The 21,272-nt window shown below is 74.4% G+C and carries 17 protein-coding genes; 16 read left to right on the top strand and 1 reads right to left on the bottom strand.

All coding sequences use genetic code 11. From position 1 onward, the window contains the following. Positions 1–206 precede the first annotated feature (206 nt). The 13 genes from KBZ10_RS06350 (at position 207) to KBZ10_RS06290 (ending at position 16,742) form a co-directional block, all read left to right on the top strand. Complete coding sequence (locus KBZ10_RS06350) at positions 207–1,235, top strand: aspartate carbamoyltransferase catalytic subunit (protein ID WP_210986512.1); 1,029 nt, start codon at positions 207–209, stop codon at positions 1,233–1,235. A gap of 2 nt (positions 1,236–1,237) precedes the next feature. Then, entirely contained in the window at positions 1,238–2,542 is a 1,305-nt protein-coding gene (locus KBZ10_RS06345) for a dihydroorotase (RefSeq protein WP_210986511.1), read from the top strand. Positions 2,543–2,544: 2 nt separating this feature from the next. Next, positions 2,545–3,222 (top strand): hypothetical protein, encoded by a 678-nt coding sequence (locus KBZ10_RS06340; protein WP_374223313.1) that lies wholly within the window; start codon positions 2,545–2,547, stop codon positions 3,220–3,222. Further along, positions 3,219–4,382, top strand: a complete 1,164-nt coding sequence (gene carA / locus KBZ10_RS06335; RefSeq protein ID WP_210986510.1) for a glutamine-hydrolyzing carbamoyl-phosphate synthase small subunit — start codon at positions 3,219–3,221, stop codon at positions 4,380–4,382. The genes KBZ10_RS06340 and carA overlap by 4 nt, the downstream gene beginning before the upstream one ends. Beyond that, positions 4,375–7,695 carry a carbamoyl-phosphate synthase large subunit gene (carB, locus tag KBZ10_RS06330; protein WP_210986509.1) on the top strand — a complete coding sequence of 1,107 codons (3,321 nt, stop codon included), beginning with the start codon at positions 4,375–4,377 and terminating at the stop codon, positions 7,693–7,695. Before carA ends, carB begins: the two co-directional genes overlap by 8 nt. A 266-nt stretch (positions 7,696–7,961) precedes the next feature. Further along, complete coding sequence (locus tag KBZ10_RS06325) at positions 7,962–9,089, top strand: quinone-dependent dihydroorotate dehydrogenase (protein WP_210986508.1); 1,128 nt, start codon at positions 7,962–7,964, stop codon at positions 9,087–9,089. Positions 9,090–9,184: 95 nt separating this feature from the next. Next, a complete protein-coding gene (gene pyrF / locus KBZ10_RS06320) occupies positions 9,185–9,985 on the top strand; it encodes an orotidine-5'-phosphate decarboxylase (RefSeq protein WP_210986691.1) in 801 nt (266 codons plus the stop codon). A 264-nt stretch (positions 9,986–10,249) separates the two neighbouring features. After that, positions 10,250–10,573 carry an integration host factor gene (locus KBZ10_RS06315; RefSeq protein ID WP_019708716.1) on the top strand — a complete coding sequence of 108 codons (324 nt, stop codon included), beginning with the start codon at positions 10,250–10,252 and terminating at the stop codon, positions 10,571–10,573. 61 nt (positions 10,574–10,634) lie between these two features. Continuing rightward, a complete protein-coding gene (gmk, locus tag KBZ10_RS06310) occupies positions 10,635–11,216 on the top strand; it encodes a guanylate kinase (protein ID WP_210986507.1) in 582 nt (193 codons plus the stop codon). A gap of 70 nt (positions 11,217–11,286) precedes the next feature. After that, positions 11,287–11,565 carry a DNA-directed RNA polymerase subunit omega gene (gene rpoZ / locus KBZ10_RS06305; protein ID WP_030541928.1) on the top strand — a complete coding sequence of 93 codons (279 nt, stop codon included), beginning with the start codon at positions 11,287–11,289 and terminating at the stop codon, positions 11,563–11,565. Positions 11,566–11,701: 136 nt separating this feature from the next. Further along, positions 11,702–12,946 carry a bifunctional phosphopantothenoylcysteine decarboxylase/phosphopantothenate--cysteine ligase CoaBC gene (gene coaBC, locus KBZ10_RS06300; protein ID WP_210986506.1) on the top strand — a complete coding sequence of 415 codons (1,245 nt, stop codon included), beginning with the start codon at positions 11,702–11,704 and terminating at the stop codon, positions 12,944–12,946. Positions 12,947–13,220: 274 nt separating this feature from the next. After that, a complete protein-coding gene (metK, locus tag KBZ10_RS06295) occupies positions 13,221–14,444 on the top strand; it encodes a methionine adenosyltransferase (protein ID WP_210986690.1) in 1,224 nt (407 codons plus the stop codon). A 120-nt stretch (positions 14,445–14,564) separates the two neighbouring features. Beyond that, a complete protein-coding gene (locus KBZ10_RS06290; RefSeq protein ID WP_374223312.1) occupies positions 14,565–16,742 on the top strand; it encodes a primosomal protein N' in 2,178 nt (725 codons plus the stop codon). Positions 16,743–16,806: 64 nt separating this feature from the next. Here the strand turns inward: KBZ10_RS06290 and KBZ10_RS06285 are convergent, their stop codons facing one another. Next, complete coding sequence (locus KBZ10_RS06285) at positions 16,807–17,439, bottom strand: hypothetical protein (RefSeq protein WP_210986504.1); 633 nt, start codon at positions 17,437–17,439, stop codon at positions 16,807–16,809. 287 nt (positions 17,440–17,726) lie between these two features. Between KBZ10_RS06285 and fmt the strand changes: the two genes are divergently transcribed. The 3 genes from fmt (at position 17,727) to KBZ10_RS06270 (ending at position 21,126) form a co-directional block, all read left to right on the top strand. Beyond that, entirely contained in the window at positions 17,727–18,659 is a 933-nt protein-coding gene (fmt, locus tag KBZ10_RS06280; RefSeq protein ID WP_210986689.1) for a methionyl-tRNA formyltransferase, read from the top strand. Between the two features lie 520 nt (positions 18,660–19,179). Continuing rightward, positions 19,180–19,644: a nuclear transport factor 2 family protein gene (locus tag KBZ10_RS06275; protein WP_210986503.1), complete on the top strand. Its 465-nt coding sequence runs from the start codon at positions 19,180–19,182 to the stop codon at positions 19,642–19,644. Positions 19,645–19,686: 42 nt separating this feature from the next. Further along, positions 19,687–21,126, top strand: a complete 1,440-nt coding sequence (locus KBZ10_RS06270) for an RsmB/NOP family class I SAM-dependent RNA methyltransferase (protein WP_210986502.1) — start codon at positions 19,687–19,689, stop codon at positions 21,124–21,126. Positions 21,127–21,272 lie beyond the last annotated feature (146 nt).

The following is a 21,272-nucleotide window of genomic DNA, read 5'->3' as shown; positions in this document are numbered from 1 at the left end:
CGTCCCGCACCGGCCACGCGCCCGGCACCGCGCACGCGCGTACCGCGCCCTCCCGCGCCGCCGTACCGGAATCCCCGGCTCCGGCCGGTGGGGTCCGGGCGGCCGGTTCGCACCCGGAGGCCCCCGACCGCCCTCCCGGCCGCGCCGGGACCGAAGCCCCCGCGAAGCCCGCACACCGTTCCCGAAACCCTCCCACGGAGCACCGGATGCAGCGCCACCTCACCTCGGCCGCGGATCTCACCCGTGACGACGCCGTCCTCGTCCTCGACACCGCCGAGGAGATGGCCCGGGTCGCCGACCGGCCGATCAAGAAGCTCCCCACCCTGCGCGGCCGTACCGTCGTCAACCTGTTCTTCGAGGACTCCACCCGGACCCGGATCTCCTTCGAGGCCGCCGCCAAGCGGCTCTCCGCCGACGTCATCAACTTCTCCGCCAAGGGCTCCTCGGTCTCCAAGGGCGAGTCCCTCAAGGACACCGCGCTCACCCTGGAGGCCATGGGCGCCGACGCCGTCGTCATCCGCCACCACGACTCCGGCGCCCCGCACCGCCTCGCCACCTCCGGCTGGATCGGCGGCTCCGTCGTCAACGCCGGCGACGGCACCCACGAGCACCCCACCCAGGCCCTGCTCGACGCCTTCACCATGCGCCGCCACCTCGCGGGCGCCCCCGACGGCGGCCCGGTGCCCCACGGGGCCCCCGGCGACGGCACGGGCCGCGACCTGGCCGGCCGCCGGATCACCATCGTGGGGGACGTGCTGCACAGCCGCGTCGCCCGCTCCAACGTCCTTCTGCTCACCACCCTGGGCGCCGAGGTCACCCTCGTCGCCCCGCCGACCCTGGTGCCGATCGGTGCCGGGAACTGGCCCTGCGAGGTCTCCTACGACCTGGACGCCGTCCTCGCCAAGTCCGACGCCGTGATGATGCTCCGCGTCCAGCGGGAGCGGATGAACGCCGCCTTCTTCCCCACCGAGCGCGAGTACGCCCGCCGCTACGGCCTGAACAGCGACCGGATGGCCCGGATGCCGGACCACGCCATCGTGATGCACCCCGGCCCGATGAACCGCGGCATGGAGATCACCGCCGAGGTCGCCGACTCCGCGCGCTGCACCGCCGTCGAACAGGTGGCGAACGGCGTCAGCATCCGGATGGCCGTGCTCTACCTGCTGCTCGGCGGAGCCGGACCCGCCGTCACCGGCACGCCCGACACCACCACCCGCACCGAGGAGAACGCCTGACCATGAGCGCCACGAGCGAGCCGAAGAAGACCCTGATCCGCGGTGCGCGCCTCCTCGGCGGCGAGCCGCTGGACGTCCTGATCGACGGCGGCACCGTCGCGGAGACCGGTACCGGCCTGCAGGCGCCCGGGGCCACCGTCGTGGAGGCCGCCGGGCGGATCCTGCTGCCCGGCCTCGTCGATCTCCACACCCATCTGCGCGAACCCGGCCGGGAGGACTCCGAGACCGTCCTCACCGGTACCCGTGCGGCGGCGGCCGGCGGCTACACCGCCGTGCATGCCATGGCCAACACCTTCCCCGTCGCCGACACGGCCGGCGTCGTCGAGCAGGTCTGGCGGCTCGGCCGGGAGTCCGGCTACTGCGACGTCCAGCCGGTCGGCGCCGTCACCGTCGGCCTGGAGGGCAAGCAGCTCGCCGAACTCGGCGCCATGCACGACTCCGCCGCCGGGGTGAGGATCTTCTCCGACGACGGCAAGTGCGTCGACGACGCCGTGATCATGCGCCGGGCCCTGGAGTACGTGAAGGCGTTCGACGGCGTCATCGCCCAGCACGCCCAGGAGCCCCGGCTCACCGAGGGCGCCCAGATGAACGAGGGCGTCGTCTCCGCCGAACTCGGCCTGGGCGGCTGGCCCGCCGTCGCCGAGGAGTCGGTCATCGCCCGCGACGTGCTGCTCGCCGCGCACGTCGGCTCCCGGCTGCACGTCTGCCATGTCTCCACCGCCGGCTCGGTCGAGATCATCCGCTGGGCCAAGTCCAAGGGCTGGAACGTGACCGCCGAGGTCACCCCGCACCACCTGCTCCTCACCGACGAACTCGTCCGCTCGTACAACCCCGTCTACAAGGTGAATCCGCCGCTGCGCACCGAGGCCGACGTGATGGCCCTGCGCGCGGCGCTCGCCGACGGCACCATCGACTGCGTCGCCACCGACCACGCGCCGCACCCGCACGAGGACAAGGACTGCGAGTGGGGCGCCGCGGCCATGGGCATGGTCGGCCTGGAGACCGCGCTCTCCGTCGTCCAGCACACGATGGTCGACACCGGGCTGCTCGACTGGGCGGGCGTCGCCGACCGGATGTCCTTCCGCCCCGCGTCCATCGGGCGCCTCCACGGGCACGGGCGACCGGTCGCCCCCGGTGAGCCCGCGAACCTGACCCTGCTCGACCCCGCTTACCGTGGAGTGGTGGACCCCGCGGGCTTCGCCTCCCGCAGCCGCAACACCCCCTACCAGGGCCGTGAGCTGCCGGGACGGGTGACGCACACCTTCCTGCGGGGCCGCGCGACGGTCGTGGACGGAAAGCTGGCGTAACGGTGACAACGGCAACAACGGCAACACTGACAACTCTGACGGCGACCACCCTGGCCGCCCCCCTCGCGGACCTCGCCGCGGAGCCGCGGTCCCAGGAGGTCACCGACTGGGCCGACCGGATCGGCTGGGTCGTCGGCCTGCTCCTCCTCGTGGCGCTGCTGTACTGGCTGATGCGCCAGGGCTGGAAGTGGCGCGGAACCCTCCAGTCCGACCTGCCCGAGCCCGCCGCCGTCCCCGAGCGCGGCACGGAGCCGGCCGCCCGGCCGGACGGGCGCGCGGACGAGCCGCCGCCGCTCACGCTCACCGGCCGCTACCACGGCTCCACCACCGCCGGGCAGTGGCTCGACCGGATCGTCGCCCACGGCCTCGGCACCCGCAGCCGCGCGGAGCTCACCCTCACCGCCGCCGGCCTCGACGTCGTGCGCCCCGGCGCCCGCAGCTTCCGCATCCCGGCCGGTGACCTGCGCGGCGCCCGTCTCGACAAGGGCATCGCCGGCAAGGTCCTCACCGAGAACGGCCTGCTGGTGATCACCTGGGAGCTGGGCGGCAGGCTTCTCGACTCCGGCTTCCGCGCCGACCGGGCGGCCGAGCACGCCGCCTGGGTCCGGCGCGTCAACGAACTCTCCGGTGGCCCCATCGACGTAGCCGCCATCCCGCACGACAAGGAAGGCGCAGCATGACGACCTCGTCCCGCGGGGCCAGGACCCCCGCCGTACTCGTCCTGGAGGACGGCCGCAGCTTCCGCGGCCGCGCCTACGGGGCCGTGGGGGAGACCTTCGGCGAGGCGGTGTTCTCCACCGGCATGACCGGCTACCAGGAGACCCTCACCGACCCCTCGTACCACCGCCAGGTCGTCGTGATGACGGCCCCGCACATCGGCAACACCGGCGTCAACGACGAGGACCCGGAGTCGAAGAGGATCTGGGTGGCCGGCTACGTCGTGCGCGACCCCGCCCGCACCCCGTCCAACTGGCGCTCCGTGCGCACCCTCGACGAGGAACTGTCCGCCCAGGGCGTCGTCGGCATCAGCGGCATCGACACCCGGGCGCTCACCCGCCATCTGCGCGAGCGCGGCGCCATGCGCGTCGGGATCTTCTCCGGTGACGCGATCACCGGCGAGGACGCCATGCTGGCGCGGGTGCGGGAGGCGCCCGCGATGAAGGGCGCCGACCTGAGCGCCGAGGTGGCCACGACCGAGCCGTACGTCGTCCCCGCGATCGGCGAGAAGCGCTTCACCGTCGCCGCCGTCGACCTCGGCATCAAGGGCATGACCCCGCAGCGCATGGCCGAGCGCGGCATCGAGGTGCACGTCCTCCCGGCCGACGCCACCCCCGAGGACGTCTACGCCGTCGAACCCGACGGGGTGTTCTTCTCCAACGGGCCCGGCGACCCGGCCGCCGCCGAGGGCCCCGTCACTCTGATGCGGTCCGTCCTGGAGCGGAGGACGCCCCTCTTCGGCATCTGCTTCGGCAACCAGATCCTCGGCCGCGCCCTCGGCTTCGGCACCTTCAAGCTCAAGTACGGCCACCGGGGCATCAACCAGCCGGTGCAGGACCGCGCCACCGGCAAGGTCGAGGTGACGGCGCACAACCACGGCTTCGCCGTCGACGCGCCGCTGGACGCCCCGTCCGACACCCCGTACGGCCGCGCCGAGGTCTCCCACGTCTGCCTCAACGACAACGTGGTGGAGGGGCTGCGACTGCTGGACCGCCCCGCCTTCAGCGTCCAGTACCACCCGGAGGCGGCGGCCGGCCCGCACGACGCCGCCTATCTCTTCGACCGGTTCGTCGAGCTCATGCGCGACGCCCAGCACCACACCCCGGAGGGCCAGCGTGCCTAAGCGCACCGACATCCAGTCCGTCCTGGTCATCGGCTCCGGCCCGATCGTCATCGGCCAGGCCGCCGAGTTCGACTACTCCGGCACCCAGGCCTGCCGTGTCCTCAAGTCCGAGGGCCTGCGGGTGATCCTGGTCAACTCCAACCCGGCCACGATCATGACCGACCCGGAGATCGCCGACGCCACCTACGTCGAGCCGATCACCCCCGAGTACGTCGAGAAGATCATCGCCAAGGAGCGCCCCGACGCGCTGCTGCCCACCCTCGGCGGCCAGACCGCGCTCAACACCGCCATCTCCCTGCACGAATCCGGGGCGCTGGAGAAGCACGGCGTCGAGCTGATCGGCGCCAACGTCGAGGCGATCCACAAGGGCGAGGACCGCGACCAGTTCAAGGACGTGGTCGCCGCCGTCAACGCCAAGATCGGCCACGGCGAGTCGGCCCGCTCGGTGATCTGCCACTCCATGGAGGAGATCCTCGCGGGCGTCGGGGAACTCGGCGGCTACCCGGTCGTCGTCCGCCCCTCCTTCACCATGGGCGGCGCCGGCTCCGGCTTCGCCCACGACGAGGAGGAGCTGCGCCGCATCGCCGGCCAGGGCCTCGCCCTGTCGCCGACCACCGAGGTGCTCCTGGAGGAGTCCATCCTCGGCTGGAAGGAGTACGAACTGGAGCTGATGCGCGACAAGCACGACAACGTCGTGGTCGTCTGCTCCATCGAGAACTTCGACCCGATGGGCGTCCACACCGGCGACTCCATCACCGTCGCCCCGGCGATGACGCTCACCGACCGCGAGTACCAGATCCTGCGGGACATCGGCATCGCCGTGATCCGCGAGGTCGGCGTCGACACCGGCGGCTGCAACATCCAGTTCGCCGTCAACCCCGAGGACGGCCGGGTCATCGTCATCGAGATGAACCCGCGCGTCTCCCGCTCCTCGGCGCTCGCCTCCAAGGCCACCGGCTTCCCGATCGCCAAGATCGCGGCCCGGCTCGCGGTCGGTTACACCCTGGACGAGATCCCCAACGACATCACCGAGCAGACCCCGGCATCCTTCGAGCCCACCCTCGACTACGTGGTCGTCAAGGCGCCCCGCTTCGCCTTCGAGAAGTTCCCGGCCGCCGACGCCACCCTCACCACCACCATGAAGTCGGTCGGCGAGGCCATGGCCATCGGCCGCAACTTCACCGAGGCGCTGCAGAAGGCGCTCCGCTCGCTGGAGAAGAAGGGCTCCCAGTTCGACTTCACCGGCGACCCGGCCGCCCTCGGCGACAAGAAGGCGCTGCTGGAGACGGCCGTGAAGCCGACCGACGGCCGGATCAACACCGTCATGGCGGCCATCCGCGCCGGAGCCACCCGCGAGGAGGTCTTCGAGGCCACGAGGATCGACCCCTGGTTCACCGACCAGCTCTTCCTCCTCCAGGAGATCGCCGGCGACCTCGCCGCCGCGCCGAAGCTGGAGCCGGAGCTGCTGGCCGAGGCGAAGCGGCACGGCTTCTCCGACGCCCAGATCGCCGGCATCCGGGGGCTGCGCGAGGACGTGGTCCGCGAGGTCCGGCACGCCCTCGGCGTGCGCCCCGTCTACAAGACGGTCGACACCTGTGCCGCCGAGTTCGCCGCCCGCACCCCGTACTTCTACTCGTCCTACGACGAGGAGACCGAGGTGGCGCCGCGCGAGAAGCCCGCCGTGATCATCCTCGGCTCCGGGCCCAACCGCATCGGCCAGGGCATCGAGTTCGACTACTCCTGCGTGCACGCCTCCTTCGCGCTGCACGACGCGGGCTACGAGACCGTCATGGTCAACTGCAACCCGGAGACCGTCTCCACCGACTACGACACCTCCGACCGGCTCTACTTCGAGCCGCTCACCCTGGAGGACGTCCTGGAGATCGTCCACGCCGAGCAGCAGGCGGGCCCGGTCGCGGGCGTCGTCGTCCAGCTCGGCGGCCAGACCCCGCTCGGCCTGGCCCAGGCGCTCAAGGACAACGGCGTGCCGATCGTCGGCACCTCCCCCGAGGCGATCAACCTCGCCGAGGAGCGCGGCGCCTTCGGCCGCGTGCTGGAGCAGGCCGGGCTGCCCGCCCCCAAGTACGGCACCGCCTTCTCCTTCGACGAGGCCAAGGCCATCGCGGCGGAGATCGGCTACCCGGTCATGGTCCGCCCCAGCTACGTTCTCGGCGGCCGCGGCATGGAGATCGTCTACGACGAGCCCTCGCTGGGCGAGTACCTCACCCGGCACGCCGGTCTCATCTCCGAACACCCGGTTCTCGTCGACCGGTTCCTCGACGACGCCATCGAGATCGACGTCGACGCGCTCTACGACGGCGAGGAGCTCTACCTCGGCGGCGTCATGGAGCACATCGAGGAGGCCGGCATCCACTCCGGTGACTCCGCCTGCGCGCTGCCCCCGATCACCCTCGGCGGCTTCGACGTCAAGCGGCTGCGGGCCTCGACGGAGGCCATCGCCAAGGGCGTCGGCGTCCGCGGGCTGATCAACATCCAGTTCGCCATGGCCGGGGACATCCTGTACGTCCTGGAGGCCAACCCGCGCGCCTCGCGCACCGTGCCCTTCACCTCGAAGGCCACCGCCGTGCCGCTGGCCAAGGCCGCCGCCCGGATCTCCCTGGGCGCCACCATCGCGGAACTCCGTGCCGAGGGCATGCTCCCGGCGCGCGGTGACGGCGGCACCCTGCCGCTGGACGCGCCGATCTCCGTGAAGGAGGCCGTGCTGCCCTGGAGCCGGTTCCGCGACGCCTCCGGCCGCGGTGTGGACACCGTCCTGGGCCCGGAGATGCGCTCCACCGGCGAGGTCATGGGCATCGACTCGGTCTTCGGCTCGGCCTACGCCAAGTCGCAGGCCGGCGCGTACGGGGCGCTGCCCACCAAGGGCCGCGCGTTCGTCTCCGTCGCCAACCGCGACAAGCGGGCCATGATCTTCCCCGCCCGGGAGCTGGTCGGCCTCGGCTTCGAACTGCTCGCCACCTCCGGCACCGCCGAGGTGCTGCGGCGCAACGGCATCAACGCCACCGTCGTCCGCAAGCAGTACCAGGGCGAGGGGCCGCACGGCGAGAAGACCATCGTCCAGCTCATCCACGACGGCGAGGTGGACCTCATCGTCAACACCCCCTACGGCACCGGAGGGCGGCTCGACGGCTACGAGATCCGCACCGCCGCCGTGGCCCGCGGCGTTCCCTGCCTGACCACGGTGCAGGCCCTCGCCGCCGCCGTACAGGGCATCGAGGCGCTGACCCGCGGCGACATCGGGGTCCGCTCGCTGCAGGAACACGCCGGACATCTCATCGCCGCCCGCGAGGAGTGAGGCGGGGGAGGGGGGCACCGGCGCGGTGTCCCCCTCCGTGCGACCCGGCGCGCTCCCGGCCGCCCGTGCGCGGGCAGGCGCGGCGGTCGCCACCGGGCGCTCCGGGCCCCGCAGCCGCGCGCAGGCCCTCGTCCGCGCGCCCCGCTCCGCCCCGCGCGCCCCGTTCCCCGCCCGGGCCCGGCCCGGCGTCCCGCCCCGCCCGCCGCTCCGGCCGGGCTCGCCACCCGCCCTCCCGTACCGCTCAACTCCCGCAGAAACGGCCCGAGATGTACGCCCTCCTCTTCAACCTCCTCTTCCGGCACCTGGATCCGGAGCGCGCCCACCACCTGGCCTTCGGCTGGATCCGGCTCGCCGCCCGCGTCCCCGTCCTGCGCGTGCTGCTCGCGGCCGTCCTCGCCTCCCGCCGCCCGGAGCTGCGCACCAGCGCCCTCGGCCGCGAGATGCCCGGCCCGTTCGGGCTCGCGGCCGGCTTCGACAAGAACGCCACCGGCGTCGACGGCCTGGCGATGCTCGGCTTCGACCATGTGGAGATCGGCACGGTCACCGGCGAGCCGCAGCCCGGCAACCCCGCGCCCCGCCTGTTCCGCCTGACGGCGGACCGGGCCCTGATCAACCGGATGGGCTTCAACAACGACGGCTCGTCCGCCGTCGCCGCGCGCCTCGCGGCCCGCGCCGCCGCCCGCCGGGGCCGGCGCGGGGTGACCCTCGGCATCAACATCGGCAAGACCAAGGCCGTCCCGGAGAACGGGGCCGTCGCCGACTACGTCACCTCCACCGAGCGGCTCGCCGCCCACGCCGACTACCTCGTCGTCAACGTCTCCTCCCCGAACACCCCCGGCCTGCGGAACCTCCAGGCCACCGAGCAGCTCCGCCCGCTGCTCACCGCCGTCCGCGAGGCCGCCGACCGCACGGCCGGCGGCCGCCGCGTCCCCCTCCTCGTCAAGATCGCCCCCGATCTGGCGGACGAGGACGTGGACGCCGTCGCCGACCTCGCCGTCGAACTCGGCCTGGACGGCATCATCGCCACCAACACCACCATCGCCCGCGACGGCCTCGGCCTGCGCACCCGCCGGGACATCGTCGAGGGCGCCGGCGCGGGCGGGCTCTCCGGCGCCCCGCTCAGGGCCCGCTCCCTCCAGGTGCTGCGCCGGCTGTACGCGCGCGTGGGCGACCGCGTGACGCTCGTCGGCGTCGGCGGCGTGGAGACCGCCGACGACGTGTGGGAGCGGATCCTCGCCGGCGCCACCCTCGTCCAGGGCTACAGCGCCTTCGTGTACCAGGGGCCCCTCTGGTGCCGCCGCGTCCACCGCGGCCTGGCCGCCCGCCTGGCCGAGAGCCCGTACGCCACCCTCGCCGAGGCCGTCGGCTCCGACACCCGGAAGGCCACCGCGTGAACTCCCCCGACCAGCCGGACCCCCGCCCGCTCCCGGACCACCAGCAGGACCCGGACGGCCGCCCCGAGCCGTTCGGCACCCGGCTGCGCCGGGCCATGGACACCCGCGGGCCGCTCTGCGTCGGCATCGACCCGCACGCCTCGCTCCTCGCCCAGTGGGGGCTGAACGACGACATCGCCGGCCTGGAGCGCTTCACCCGCACCGTGGTCGAGGCCCTCGCCGACCGGGTGGCCGTCCTCAAGCCGCAGTCCGCCTTCTTCGAGCGGTTCGGCTCCCGCGGCCTCGCGGTGCTGGAGCGGGCCCTCGCCGACGCCCGCTCCGCCGGGGCCCTGGTGCTGATGGACGCCAAGCGCGGCGACATCGGCTCGACCATGGCCGCGTACGCCGACACCTATCTGGCCAAGGGCAGCCCGCTGTTCTCGGACGCGGTGACCGTGAGCCCCTATCTCGGCTTCGGCTCGCTGCGCCCCGCGCTCGACCTGGCGCGGGCATCCGGCTGCGGCGTCTTCGTCCTGGCGCTGACCTCCAACCCCGAGGGGGCCGAGGTGCAGCGGGCCACGGCCGCCGACGGCCGCTCCCTGGCGCAGGTGATGCTCGACCACATGGCCCGCGAGAACGCCGGCGCCGCGCCGCTGGGCTCGGTCGGCGCCGTGGTGGGGGCGACGCTGGGGGAGGCCCGCGCCGATCTGGCGATCAACGGGCCGCTCCTCGCCCCGGGCATCGGGGCCCAGGGGGCGACCCCGGCCGACCTCCCGGGCGTCTTCGGGCCCTCCGCCGGCAACGTGGTGCCGAGCGTCAGCCGCGGCGTGCTGCGGCACGGGCCCGCGCCGGCCGGACTGCGCACGGCGGCGGCGCGGCTGGCCGACGAGGTCCGGGCGGCTGTAAGCCCTGCGTAAGCCCGGTTCGGGGCCCGGCGGGGACGGGTCCCCCGCTTCGTTGAACAATCCTGGCCAAAAGTGGGGGTCTTATGTCTGGATTGTCCACATCAACAGAGTCTGACCAGGACTTTTCGCCTGTTCTCGCTGACTCGGGCCGCCCGGACCGCTAGTCTCCGTCGAGAGCGCTCGCATCAACGCGTCGCTCATCGCCCCGCACCAGCGGGGTGGCCAGTGTGACGATCCATCCGTATCCGACAGTTCGACATCCGAGGTGACGTAGGCGTGGCTCTTCCGCCCCTTACCCCTGAACAGCGCGCAGCCGCGCTCGAAAAGGCCGCCGCGGCTCGCCGGGAGCGCGCCGAGGTCAAGAATCGGCTCAAGCACTCCGGTGCCTCCCTGCACGAGGTCATCAAGCAGGGCCAGGAGAACGATGTCATCGGCAAGATGAAGGTCTCCGCGCTTCTGGAATCCCTGCCCGGCGTCGGCAAGGTCCGAGCCAAGCAGATCATGGAGCGGCTCGGCATCTCCGAGAGCCGCCGGGTCCGCGGCCTCGGCTCCAACCAGATCGCCTCTCTGGAGAGGGAGTTCGGCGGCACGCACGCCTGAGGCTCTCCGGCGCTCGCGCCCGGGGTTCTCCGGCACTCCCGGGAAGCTGGATAATCACCGCATGAGTGAAGCAGTCTCCCGGGGGGCGACCCGCCGCCCGCGACTGACCGTGCTCTCCGGCCCCTCCGGGGTCGGCAAGAGCACGGTCGTCGCCCATATGCGCAAGGTCCACCCCGAGGTCTGGCTCTCGGTCTCCGCCACCACCCGCTCCCCGCGCCCCGGCGAGCGCGACGGAGTGCAGTACCACTTCGTGCGGGACGACGAGTTCGACAAGCTGGTGGCCAACGGCGAGCTGCTGGAGTGGGCCGAGTTCGCGGGCAACCGCTACGGCACCCCCCGGCGCGCCGTCCTCGAGCGGCTGGAGGCGGGGGAGCCGGTCCTGCTGGAGATCGACCTGCAGGGCGCCCGCCAGGTGCGCGAGGCCATGCCGGACGCCCAATTGGTCTTCCTGGCCCCGCCGAGCTGGGGGGAGCTCGTCCGCCGTCTGACGGGCCGCGGCACCGAGCCCCCGGAGGTCATCGAGCGGCGGCTGGACGCGGCCCGGGTCGAGCTCGCCGCCGAGGAGGAGTTCGACACCACCCTCGTCAACACCTCCGTCGAGGACGTCGCGCGCGAGCTGCTAGCCTTGATGCAGGTAGATTGATCCATTCCATCCTTTTCACCGTTACCGGCGGCTCCTCCCCGGTAATCACCGGCACTTCGGAAGGCAGAGCGTGTCCTCTTCCATCACCGCGCCCGAGGGCATCATCAACCCGCCGATCGACGAGCTCCTCGAGGCCACGGACTCCAAGTACAGCCTCGTGATCTACGCCGCCAAGCGCGCGCGCCAGATCAACGCGTACTACTCCCAGCTCGGTGAAGGGCTCCTGGAGTACGTCGGCCCGCTGGTGGACACCCACGTCCACGAGAAGCCGCTGTCGATCGCCCTGCGGGAGATCAACGCCGGTCTGCTGACCTCCGAGGCCGTCGACGGCCCGGTCACCAAGCAGTGAGCGGCGGACAGCGAGAGCGGTGAAGCGCCGCGCGGCGCTTCCGGACGGGCCCGGCAGAGCATCTGCCGGGCCCGTGGTGTGTCATGGACCCCTGCGGCAGGGGTGAGCGCGAGAGACGAGGTGGACGGTGGATCCGGTGCAGCCGAAGGCGCCGAACGGGACGGCGGCCGGTGCGGAGCGGCCGAGGGTCGTCCTCGGGGTGAGCGGCGGTATCGCCGCGTACAAGGCGTGCGAGCTGCTGCGCCGGCTCACCGAGTCGGGCCACGACGTGCGCGTCGTACCGACCGCCTCGGCCCTGAACTTCGTGGGCGAGGCCACCTGGTCCGCGCTGTCCGGCCACCCGGTCTCCGCCGAGGTGTGGGAGAGCGTCCACGAGGTGCCGCACGTCCGCATCGGCCAGGCGGCCGATCTCGTGGTCGTGGCGCCCGCCACCGCCGACACCCTCGCCCGCGCGGCCCACGGCCTCGCCGACGACCTGCTGACCAACACCCTGATCACCGCCCGCTGCCCGGTGGTCTTCGCCCCCGCCATGCACACCGAGATGTGGGAGCACCCCGCCACCCGGGAGAACGTGGCGACGCTGCGCCGCCGCGGTGCCGTCGTCATCGAGCCCGCCGTGGGGCGGCTCACCGGCGCGGACACCGGCAAGGGGCGGCTCCCCGACCCCGGCGAGATCTTCGAGGTCTGCCGCCGGGTGCTGGCGCGCGGCGGGGCCGCCGCGGAGCGCGACCTCGCCGGCCGCCACGTGGTCGTGAGTGCCGGCGGCACCCGCGAACCGCTGGACCCGGTCCGCTTCCTCGGTAACCGCTCCTCCGGCAAGCAGGGCTACGCCCTGGCCCGTACGGCCGTGGCGCGCGGGGCGCGGGTCACCCTGATCGCCGCCCACACGCATCTGCCCGACCCGGCGGGCGCCGAGGTGGTCCGGGCCGGCACGGCCGTACAGCTGCGCGAGGCGGTGCTGGCGGCCGCCGCCGACGCGGACGCCGTCGTCATGGCCGCGGCCGTCGCCGACTTCCGGCCCGGCCGGTACGCCCAAGGGAAGATCAAGAAGAAGGACGGGGAGGAGCCCGCCCCCGTCACCCTGGTCCGCAACCCCGATGTCCTCGCCGAACTCTCGGCGGACCGGCCCCGGCCGGGCCAGATCGTGGTCGGCTTCGCCGCCGAGACCGACGACGTGCTGGCCAACGGCCGCGCCAAGCTCGCCCGCAAGGGCTGCGACCTGCTCGTCGTCAACGAGGTCGGGGAGGGCAGGACCTTCGGCGCGGAGGAGAACGAGGCGGTCGTCCTGGGCGCCGACGGCACGGAGACCCCGGTGCCCTTCGGGCCCAAGGAGGCGCTCGCCGACACGGTGTGGGACCTGGTGGCGCGGCGGCTGTCCTGAGGCCGGCCCGGGGCGGCCGGCGCGCCCCGGGCGCCCGTCCGCGGGGATCCGGGCCGCGAAACGCCGCGGCGCGCGGTCCGCTCCGGTCTGCCGGAATGCTCGACTCCCGCTGGTGCCGCACCGGTGCCGCAGATCACAAGCCTCCCAAGGATCGAGACACCGTGTCCACGACCGGGTGGCTCCGGATAAACTGCCTGCGGAACCGTGCAGCCGCAGCCTGGAACACGGTTCCGCCATGATTGAGCCAGCAGCCGCTGCAACCCCAGGGAGCGATGTGTCCCGCCGCCTGTTCACCTCCGAGTCCGTCACCGAGGGCCACCCAGACAAGATCGCTGACCAGATCAGCGACTCCATCCTCGACGCCCTCCTCATGGAGGACCCGGCCTCCCGCGTCGCCGTCGAGACCCTGATCACCACCGGCCTGGTCCATGTGGCCGGCGAGGTCACGACGAAGGCGTACGCGGACATCGCGACGCTCGTCCGCAGCAAGGTCCTCGAGATCGGCTACGACTCCTCGAAGAAGGGCTTCGACGGCGCCTCCTGCGGCGTGTCGGTCTCCATCGGCTCGCAGTCCCCCGACATCGCCCAGGGCGTGGACACCGCGTACGAGCAGCGCGTCGGGGGCACCTCCCCGCGCGAGGCGGACGACGAGCTGGACCGGCAGGGCGCGGGCGACCAGGGCCTGATGTTCGGCTATGCCTGCGACGAGACCCCCGAGCTGATGCCGCTGCCGATCAACCTGGCGCACCGGCTCTCGCGCCGGCTGTCGGAAGTGCGGAAGAACGGGACCATCCCCTACCTCCGCCCCGACGGAAAGACCCAGGTGACCATCGAGTACGACGGCGACAAGGCCGTCCGCCTCGACACGGTCGTGGTCTCCTCCCAGCACGCCTCGGACATCGACCTGGACAGCCTGCTGGCCCCCGACATCCGCGAGTTCGTGGTGGAGCACGTCCTCTCCGAGCTGATCGAGGACGGCATCAAGCTCGACACCGCCAACTACCGGCTGCTGGTGAACCCCACCGGCAGGTTCGAGATCGGCGGCCCGATGGGCGACGCCGGCCTCACCGGCCGCAAGATCATCATCGACACCTACGGCGGCATGGCCCGGCACGGCGGGGGCGCCTTCTCCGGCAAGGACCCGTCGAAGGTGGACCGCTCGGCGGCGTACGCGATGCGCTGGGTCGCCAAGAACGTCGTCGCGGCCGGGCTGGCCGCCCGCTGCGAGGTCCAGGTGGCGTACGCCATCGGCAAGGCCGAGCCGGTCGGCCTGTTCGTGGAGACCTTCGGCACCGCCACCGTCGACGTGGAGAGGATCGAGCAGGCCATCGGCGACGTCTTCGACCTCCGCCCGGCCGCGATCATCCGGGACCTCGACCTGCTGCGCCCGATCTACGCCCGGACCGCCGCCTACGGCCACTTCGGCCGTGAGCTGCCGGAGTTCACCTGGGAGCGCACCGACCGCGTCGAGGCCCTGCGCAAGGCCGCCGGAGCCTGACGGCGGCGGACCCCCGCGTTGCCCGGCCGCGGCCCGTCCGCTCACGCTCCCGCCGGACGCGTGCGGCGGGCCTCCGGGGCGGAGCGGGGCATGTCGGTCCCCTCTGGTAGGACTGGGGTGGTGAGCAGCGAGAACCGGCGGCCGGGCGGGGAACCGGCGCACCAGCCCCCGGTGGCGCACCAGCCCCCGGCGGCCGAACCACCCGGGGGCGAACAGCTGGCGCTGATCCGGGAGACGGTGCGGACGGCCAAGGTCCCCCGGGCCAAGCCGCGCACCTGGCGCGGTGCCGCGCTCGCCGGGACGGACCCGGTGGCCCGCGTCCTGGTGGACAAGGGCCTCGTCCACCTCGACCGCTACTTCGACTACGCCGTCCCGGCCGCCATGGACGCCGAGGCCCGCCCCGGCGTCCGGGTGCGCGTCCGGTTCGGGGCGGGGGAGCGGGACGGCCGCCGCGAGGGCGGCGGGCTGATCAACGGCTTCATCGTGGAGCGCCGCCCGGACAGCGACTACCAGGGCACGCTGGCCCCGATCGCCCAGGTCCTCTCCCCCGAGCCGGTGCTCTCCCCGGAACTGCTGGCGTTCTGCCGCGCGGTGGCCGACCGGTACGCCGGTGCCCTGGCCGACGTCGTCCAGCTCGCGGTACCCCGCCGGATGGCCCGCGCCGAGAAGAAGGAGTCGCCGCCGGCACCGCCCCCACCGCCCGCGCCGGAGCCCGGCAGCTGGGCCCGGTACGCCGGCGGCCCCGGCTATCTGAGCGCCCTGTCCTCCGGCGGCACACCCCGCGCCGTGTGGACCGCCCTGCCCGGCCCCGAATGGCCCGGGGAGCTGGCCCGGGCCCTGGCGGCCACGCTCGCCGGCGGCCGCGGTGCCCTCGCCGTGCTGCCCGACGGGCGCAGCGCCGCCCGGGTGGACGCCGCGCTGACCGCGCTGCTCGGCCCGGGCCACCATGTGCTGCTCACCGCCGACGCCGGACCCGAGGCCCGCTACCGCCGCTGGCTCGCCGTCTCCCGGGGCGCCGTCCGGGCCGTGATCGGCACCCGCGCCGCGATGTTCGCGCCCGTACGGCGGTTGGGGCTGGCCGCGATCTGGGACGACGGCGACTCCAGCCACAGCGACGACCACGCCCCGCACCCGCACGCGCGGGAGGTGCTGATGCTGCGGGCGGCACACGAGGGAGCGGGCTTTCTGCTGGGCGCCCACAGCCGCACGGTCGAGGCGGCGCAGCTCGTCGAGACCGGCTGGGCGCATCCGCTGGCGGCCGCTCGCGAGACGGTGCGCGCCACCGCGCCCCGGGTGCGCACGATCGGCGACGGCGAGGAGGCCCGGGACGCGGCGGCGCGGGCCGCCCGGCTGCCGAGCCTGGCCTGGCGTACGGTCCGCGACGCGCTCCAGCGGGGACCGGTGCTGATCCAGGTGCCCCGCCGCGGCTATGTGCCCCGGCTGGCCTGCGAACGCTGCCGCACGCCCGCGCGCTGCGCGCACTGCTCGGGGCCGCTGGAAGCGGTGGGCCCCGCCGAGGCGCTGTGCTGCGGCTGGTGCGGACGCGAGGCGCCGGGCTGGCACTGCCCGGAGTGCGGCGGAGCCCGGCTGCGCGGCCAGGTGTTCGGCGCCCGCCGCACGGCCGAGGAGCTGGGCCGGGCCTTTCCCGCGGTGCCGGTGCGCACCTCCGGACGGGACCATGTCCTGGACACCGTTCCGGACGCCCCCGCGCTCGTCGTCAGCACCCCCGGCGCGGAACCGGTCGCCGAGGGCGGCTACGCGGCGGCGCTGCTCCTCGACGGCTGGGCGATGCTCGGCCGCCCCGATCTGCGCGCGGGTGAGGAGACGCTGCGCCGCTGGCTGGGCGCGGCCGCGCAGGTGCGCCCCGAGTCCGCCGGAGGGACGGTCGTGGTGGTCGCGGAGCCGGCGCTGCGCCCGGTGCAGGCGCTGGTGCGCTGGGACCCCGCGGGGCACGCCGCGCGGGAGCTGGCGGAGCGGGCGGAGCTCGGTTTTCCGCCGGTCTCCCGGATGGCGGCCGTGGCGGGCCCGCCGGAGGCGGTCGCCGGCTTTCTGGAGACGGTCCGGCTGCCGGCCGGGGCCGAGGTGCTCGGCCCCGTGCCGATGCGCGTCCCCGGACCCGGCGGAGCCCGGCCGGGAGGGCCGCCCGCGGGGGAGCAGTGGGACCGGGCGCTGATCCGGGTGCGGCCCGGCAGCGGCGCCGCGCTGGCGTCGGCCTTGAAGGCCGCTCAGGCGGCCCGCCTCACCCGCCGCGAGGGGCCGCCGGTGCGGATCCGCGTCGACCCGCCGGACCTCGGCTGACCTTTCGGGGAGGAGCGGGGCGGCCCGCGGCGGGCTGCCGGGCGGGCCGGGACGAGGCCGGCCGTCAGCCGTTGCGGGGAGCGGGAAAGCCGTTCGGGCGCGGGGCGCCGGGCAGACCGTGCGGGCGGGAGGGCTCCGGCAGCGGGGAACCCGGCGGCCGGCCGGCGACGGAGCGGGCGGCGGGCACGACCGGCTGGGCGGACGGGGACCGCCGCTCCTGGGCGGCCGGGACCGGCTCCGGGTCCGGACCGGCCACCGCCGTGGTGGCGGACGCCGTGGCGGCGGAGGGGGTGGTGGTTGGTGCGGTGGCGGCGGCCGTCTCGGCCTCGGCCGCGCTGCGCGCCGCGCGCCGGGAGCCGCCGTAGCGCCGGTGGACGGCCTGCTTGGTGACGCCGAGGGCCGAACCCACCGCGTCCCAGGAGAAGCCCAGCGAGCGGTCGAAGTCGACGGCGGCCGTGACCAGGGTCTCGACGCTGTCCCGCAGCTCCTGCGCCAGCCGGACCGTCGGCGCCGGCGCCCGCCCGTACACGATGAAGCCCGCCGCGGACGGGCCGCCGCGGCGGGGGCGGTAGACGGTGCCGAGCTGAGCCGTGAGCGTGCGCAGGGCATCCGCCTGCCGGCGCACCCGCTCGATGTCCCGCACCAGCAGGTGCAGGCTGGCCCGGGCCTGGGTGTCGTGCGTGGAGTGGTCGGCCATCAACAAGCCTCTCGAAACCGGCGTTGCAGGGGACGGGCCCCCGGCAGGGGCCCCGTGGCTGGTCAATCTCCCGTGACCAACGCCCGACGGGCCCCGCTGGTCACGGTGTCGGGGGCACGGGCCGGTGCGGGGGGCGCGTGCCCGCGCGTACGCCCCCGGTCCCGGCCCTCTAGACTGGGGCGCTCCGTCGCCGGCCCCGGCCGCGCGGGCACCGTCCCGGTGCCGTACCCGGTGTCCAGGGGCTCCGGTCCGGGAACCGACCGATCCGAGAGGCAGTGCACCCCCCGATGAAGCTGGTCTTCGCCGGCACCCCCGAGGTCGCCGTCCCCGCTCTGGACGCCCTGATCGCCTCGGACCGGCACGAGGTCGCGGCCGTCGTCACCCGGCCCGACGCGCCCGCCGGCCGCGGCCGGCGGCTCGTCGCCTGCCCGGTGGCGCAGCGGGCGGAGGAGGCGGGCATCGAGGTGCTGAAGCCGGCCCGCCCCCGGGACGGGGACTTCCTCGCCCGGCTGCGGGAGATCGGGCCGGACTGCTGTCCCGTCGTCGCCTACGGCGCGCTGCTGCCCAGGGCGGCCCTGGACATCCCGGTGCACGGCTGGGTCAATCTGCACTTCTCGCTGCTGCCCGCCTGGCGGGGTGCGGCCCCGGTGCAGCACGCGGTGCTCGCGGGGGACGAGATGACCGGTGCGTCCACCTTCCGGATCGAGGAGGGGCTGGACACCGGGCCGGTGTTCGGAGTGATCACCGAGGAGATCAAGCCGACCGATACCAGCGGGGACCTGCTGACCCGCCTCGCCCTCGCGGGCGCCGGGCTGCTGGCCGCGACCATGGACGGCATCGAGGACGGCTCGCTCCAGCCGGTGCCGCAGCCGGCGGAGGGCGTGAGCATCGCGCCCAAGCTCACCGTCGGGGACGCGGAGATCGACTGGGCGGCACCCGCCCTCCGGGTCGACCGCGTCGTGCGGGGCTGTTCGCCCGCCCCCGGCGCGTGGACGCTGTTCCGCGGCGAGCGGCTGAAGGTCATGGCGGTGGGGCTGCTGCCCGAGCGGACGGATCTGGCGCCCGGCGCCCTGTCCGCGGCGAAGAACGCGGTCTGCGCGGGCACGGGTTCGCACGCCGTCGAACTGCTGTGGGTGCAGCCGCAGGGCAAGAAGCCGATGCGGGGCGCCGACTGGGCCCGCGGGGTCCGCATCGGCCCGGAGGACCGGCTCGGCGCCTGACGGGGCCGTACCCGAGGGAGCCGGGGCCCGATGTGGCCCGGCGTCCGGTGCCGGGCCGGGCCGGGCCGAGCCGGGCCGGCGCCCGGCGGGTCGGCGGCGTCCCCCGGTCCGTCCGGCCTGCCCGCCTGTCTCCCCGCGCCCGCCCGTCCGTCCGCCCGCCCGCCCGTCCGTCCGTCCGTCCGCCCGGCCGTGCGGGGCAGTGAGGGGCAGGGGGCGCCTCGTCCGGTCCGGGGTGGCGCCAACGGGCAGGGGCGCTCGATGAGTTCGGGAGCGCCAGAGGTGTGGCGGCAGGACCCGGCGCGAGGCGCCGGGCCGGGGCCGCGCGCCGCGTGAGGGAATCCCCGCCTCCGCCCCACCCCCTCCGGGGCAGCGGCTCGGCAGGGAATCCCGGCCACCCCGACGTCATCCGCGAACTCGCCCGATCAGCACTCATCAAGTTTGACTAACCGGACGCGGGGGCAGTACAGTCCCCGTCATTAATCAAGCTTGACTAATTCCCCGCGCCGAGCAGAGGAGCAGGATGACGGAGCAGCAGACAGTCCCCGAGGCCGGAGCCGCCTTCACCCCCGGTGACGAGGAGCGCCGGGCGCTGGACGCGTGGTTCGCCCGGTACGAGGCCCTCAGCGCCCGGGGCGAGGTCGAGGCGATGGCCGACATGGCCGTCTTCCCGCTCAACGTCGTCACCGACGACGCGGCCGGCGAGGGCTCGGCGGAGCAGTGGGACCGCGAGCAGTTCACCGCCACGATGCGCCGGATCCTGGGGGACGCGGGCGGCGAGGAGGTGAGCTTCGAGTCGGTGCGCACCCCGCATTTCCTGACCCCCTCGCTCGTCGTCGTCCACAGCGAGTCCGAGATGACGGCCGGCAGGCACACCCGGAACCTGCGGTACGCCGACATCCTGGTGAAGCGCCGTGGAGAGTGGGCGTTCCAGACCATGATCCAGGGCGGTTGGGGCGCTACGGGGGCGGACGGCGGAGCGTCGTAGTCTGGACGGACCGTCCTCGTAACCCGCGGAGCACCTTTCCCTGTGAGCACCGACCAGTCCCGTCGCCGCCGTCCCGGCAAGCCGTACCGCCGTCCCCGCAAGGACCCCGTCCGCATCCTCGCCTACGAGGCGCTGCGGGCGGTCGACGAGCGGGACGCGTACGCCAACCTCGTCCTGCCGCCCCTGCTCCGCACGGCACGCGAGAAGGGCGGCTTCGACGACCGCGACGCCGCGCTCGCCACCGAGCTCGTCTACGGGACCCTGCGCCGTCAGGGCACCTATGACGCGGTCATCGCGGCCTGCGTGGACCGGCCGCTGCGCGAGGTGGACCCGCCCGTCCTCGACGTCCTCTCCCTCGGGGCGCACCAGTTGCTCGGGACCCGGATCCCCAGCCACGCGGCGGTGAGCGCCACCGTCGAACTGGCCCGGGTGGTGCTCGGCGACGGGCGGGCGAAGTTCGTCAACGCCGTGCTGCGCAGGATCGCGGCCGACGACCTCGACGGCTGGCTGGAGCGGGTGGCGCCGGACTACGACGAGGACCCGGAGGAGCACCTCGCCGTCGTCCACTCCCATCCGCGGTGGATCGTCTCCGCGCTCTGGGACTCGCTCGGCGGCGGCCGGGCGGGCATCGAGGATCTGCTGGAGGCCGACAACGAGCGGCCCGAGGTGACCCTCGTCGCCCGCCCCGGCCGCTCGACCGCCGGGGAACTGCTGGACTCGGCGGGGGAGGAGTCGGCCCTGCCCGGCCGCTGGTCCCCGTACGCGGTGCGGTTGTCCGATGGCGGGGAGCCCGGGGCGCTGGAGCCGGTCCGCGAGGGCCGGGCCGGCGTCCAGGACGAGGGCAGCCAGCTCGTCGCCCTCGCCCTGGCCAACGCACCGCTGGAGGGGGAGGACAGCCGCTGGCTCGACGGCTGCGCCGGGCCCGGCGGCAAGGCCGCGCTGCTCGCCGCCCTCGCGGCGCGGCGGGGGGCGTCGCTCCTCGCCGCGGAGAAGCAGCCGCACCGGGCCCGGCTCGTGGCGCGGGCGCTGGCCGGCAACCCCGGCCCGTACCAGGTGGTCACCGCGGACGGCACCCGGCCGCCGTGGCGGCCCGGCAGCTTCGACCGGGTGCTCGTGGACGTCCCCTGCACCGGGCTCGGCGCGCTGCGCCGCCGCCCCGAGGCCCGCTGGCGCCGCCGCCCGGAGGACCTGGACGGCTTCGCGCCGCTCCAGCGCGGACTGCTGCGGGAGGCGCTGCACGCGGTCCGGGTCGGCGGCGTCGTCGGCTACGCCACCTGTTCACCGCACCTCGCCGAGACCCGCGCCGTCGTCGACGACGTGCTGAGGGGCCGCGGCGGACCGGCGCCCGGGGCCGAACTCCTCGACGCGCGGCCGCTGATGCCCGGTGTCCCCGCGCTGGGCGACGGCCCCGACGTCCAGCTCTGGCCCCATCTGCACGGCACCGACGCGATGTACCTGGCCCTGCTGCGCCGCACGTCCTGACCGTCCGGAGCCGGCAGGCCGGGTGGAGACCGGTCCGCCCGGTCCGACGGCGGCGCACCGGCCCGCCGGGCCCCGCTGCCCGGGCACGCAGGAGGAACAGCGCGGAGACCGTCCGGGGCTGCTGCTGGAGGTCGTGGCACAGGTGA

The organism is Streptomyces sp. F63, from assembly GCF_018070345.1.
In the GTDB taxonomy this organism is placed as follows: Bacteria; Actinomycetota; Actinomycetes; order Streptomycetales; family Streptomycetaceae; genus Streptomyces.
This window is presented reverse-complemented; position numbering and strand designations above follow the sequence as displayed.

What these genes read in the sequence shown, in the direction of transcription:
- KBZ10_RS06275 (WP_210986503.1), top strand. Translation starts at nt 19,180, where the DNA reads ATGACGGAGCAGCAGACAGTCCCCGAGGCCGGAGCCGCCTTCACCCCC.
- KBZ10_RS06345 (WP_210986511.1), top strand. Translation starts at nt 1,238, where the DNA reads ATGAGCGCCACGAGCGAGCCGAAGAAGACCCTGATCCGCGGTGCGCGC.
- fmt (WP_210986689.1), top strand. Translation starts at nt 17,727, where the DNA reads ATGAAGCTGGTCTTCGCCGGCACCCCCGAGGTCGCCGTCCCCGCTCTG.
- carA (WP_210986510.1), top strand. Translation starts at nt 3,219, where the DNA reads ATGACGACCTCGTCCCGCGGGGCCAGGACCCCCGCCGTACTCGTCCTG.
- KBZ10_RS06285 (WP_210986504.1), bottom strand. Translation starts at nt 17,439, where the DNA reads ATGGCCGACCACTCCACGCACGACACCCAGGCCCGGGCCAGCCTGCAC.
- gmk (WP_210986507.1), top strand. Translation starts at nt 10,635, where the DNA reads ATGAGTGAAGCAGTCTCCCGGGGGGCGACCCGCCGCCCGCGACTGACC.
- KBZ10_RS06325 (WP_210986508.1), top strand. Translation starts at nt 7,962, where the DNA reads ATGTACGCCCTCCTCTTCAACCTCCTCTTCCGGCACCTGGATCCGGAG.
- KBZ10_RS06350 (WP_210986512.1), top strand. Translation starts at nt 207, where the DNA reads ATGCAGCGCCACCTCACCTCGGCCGCGGATCTCACCCGTGACGACGCC.
- pyrF (WP_210986691.1), top strand. Translation starts at nt 9,185, where the DNA reads ATGGACACCCGCGGGCCGCTCTGCGTCGGCATCGACCCGCACGCCTCG.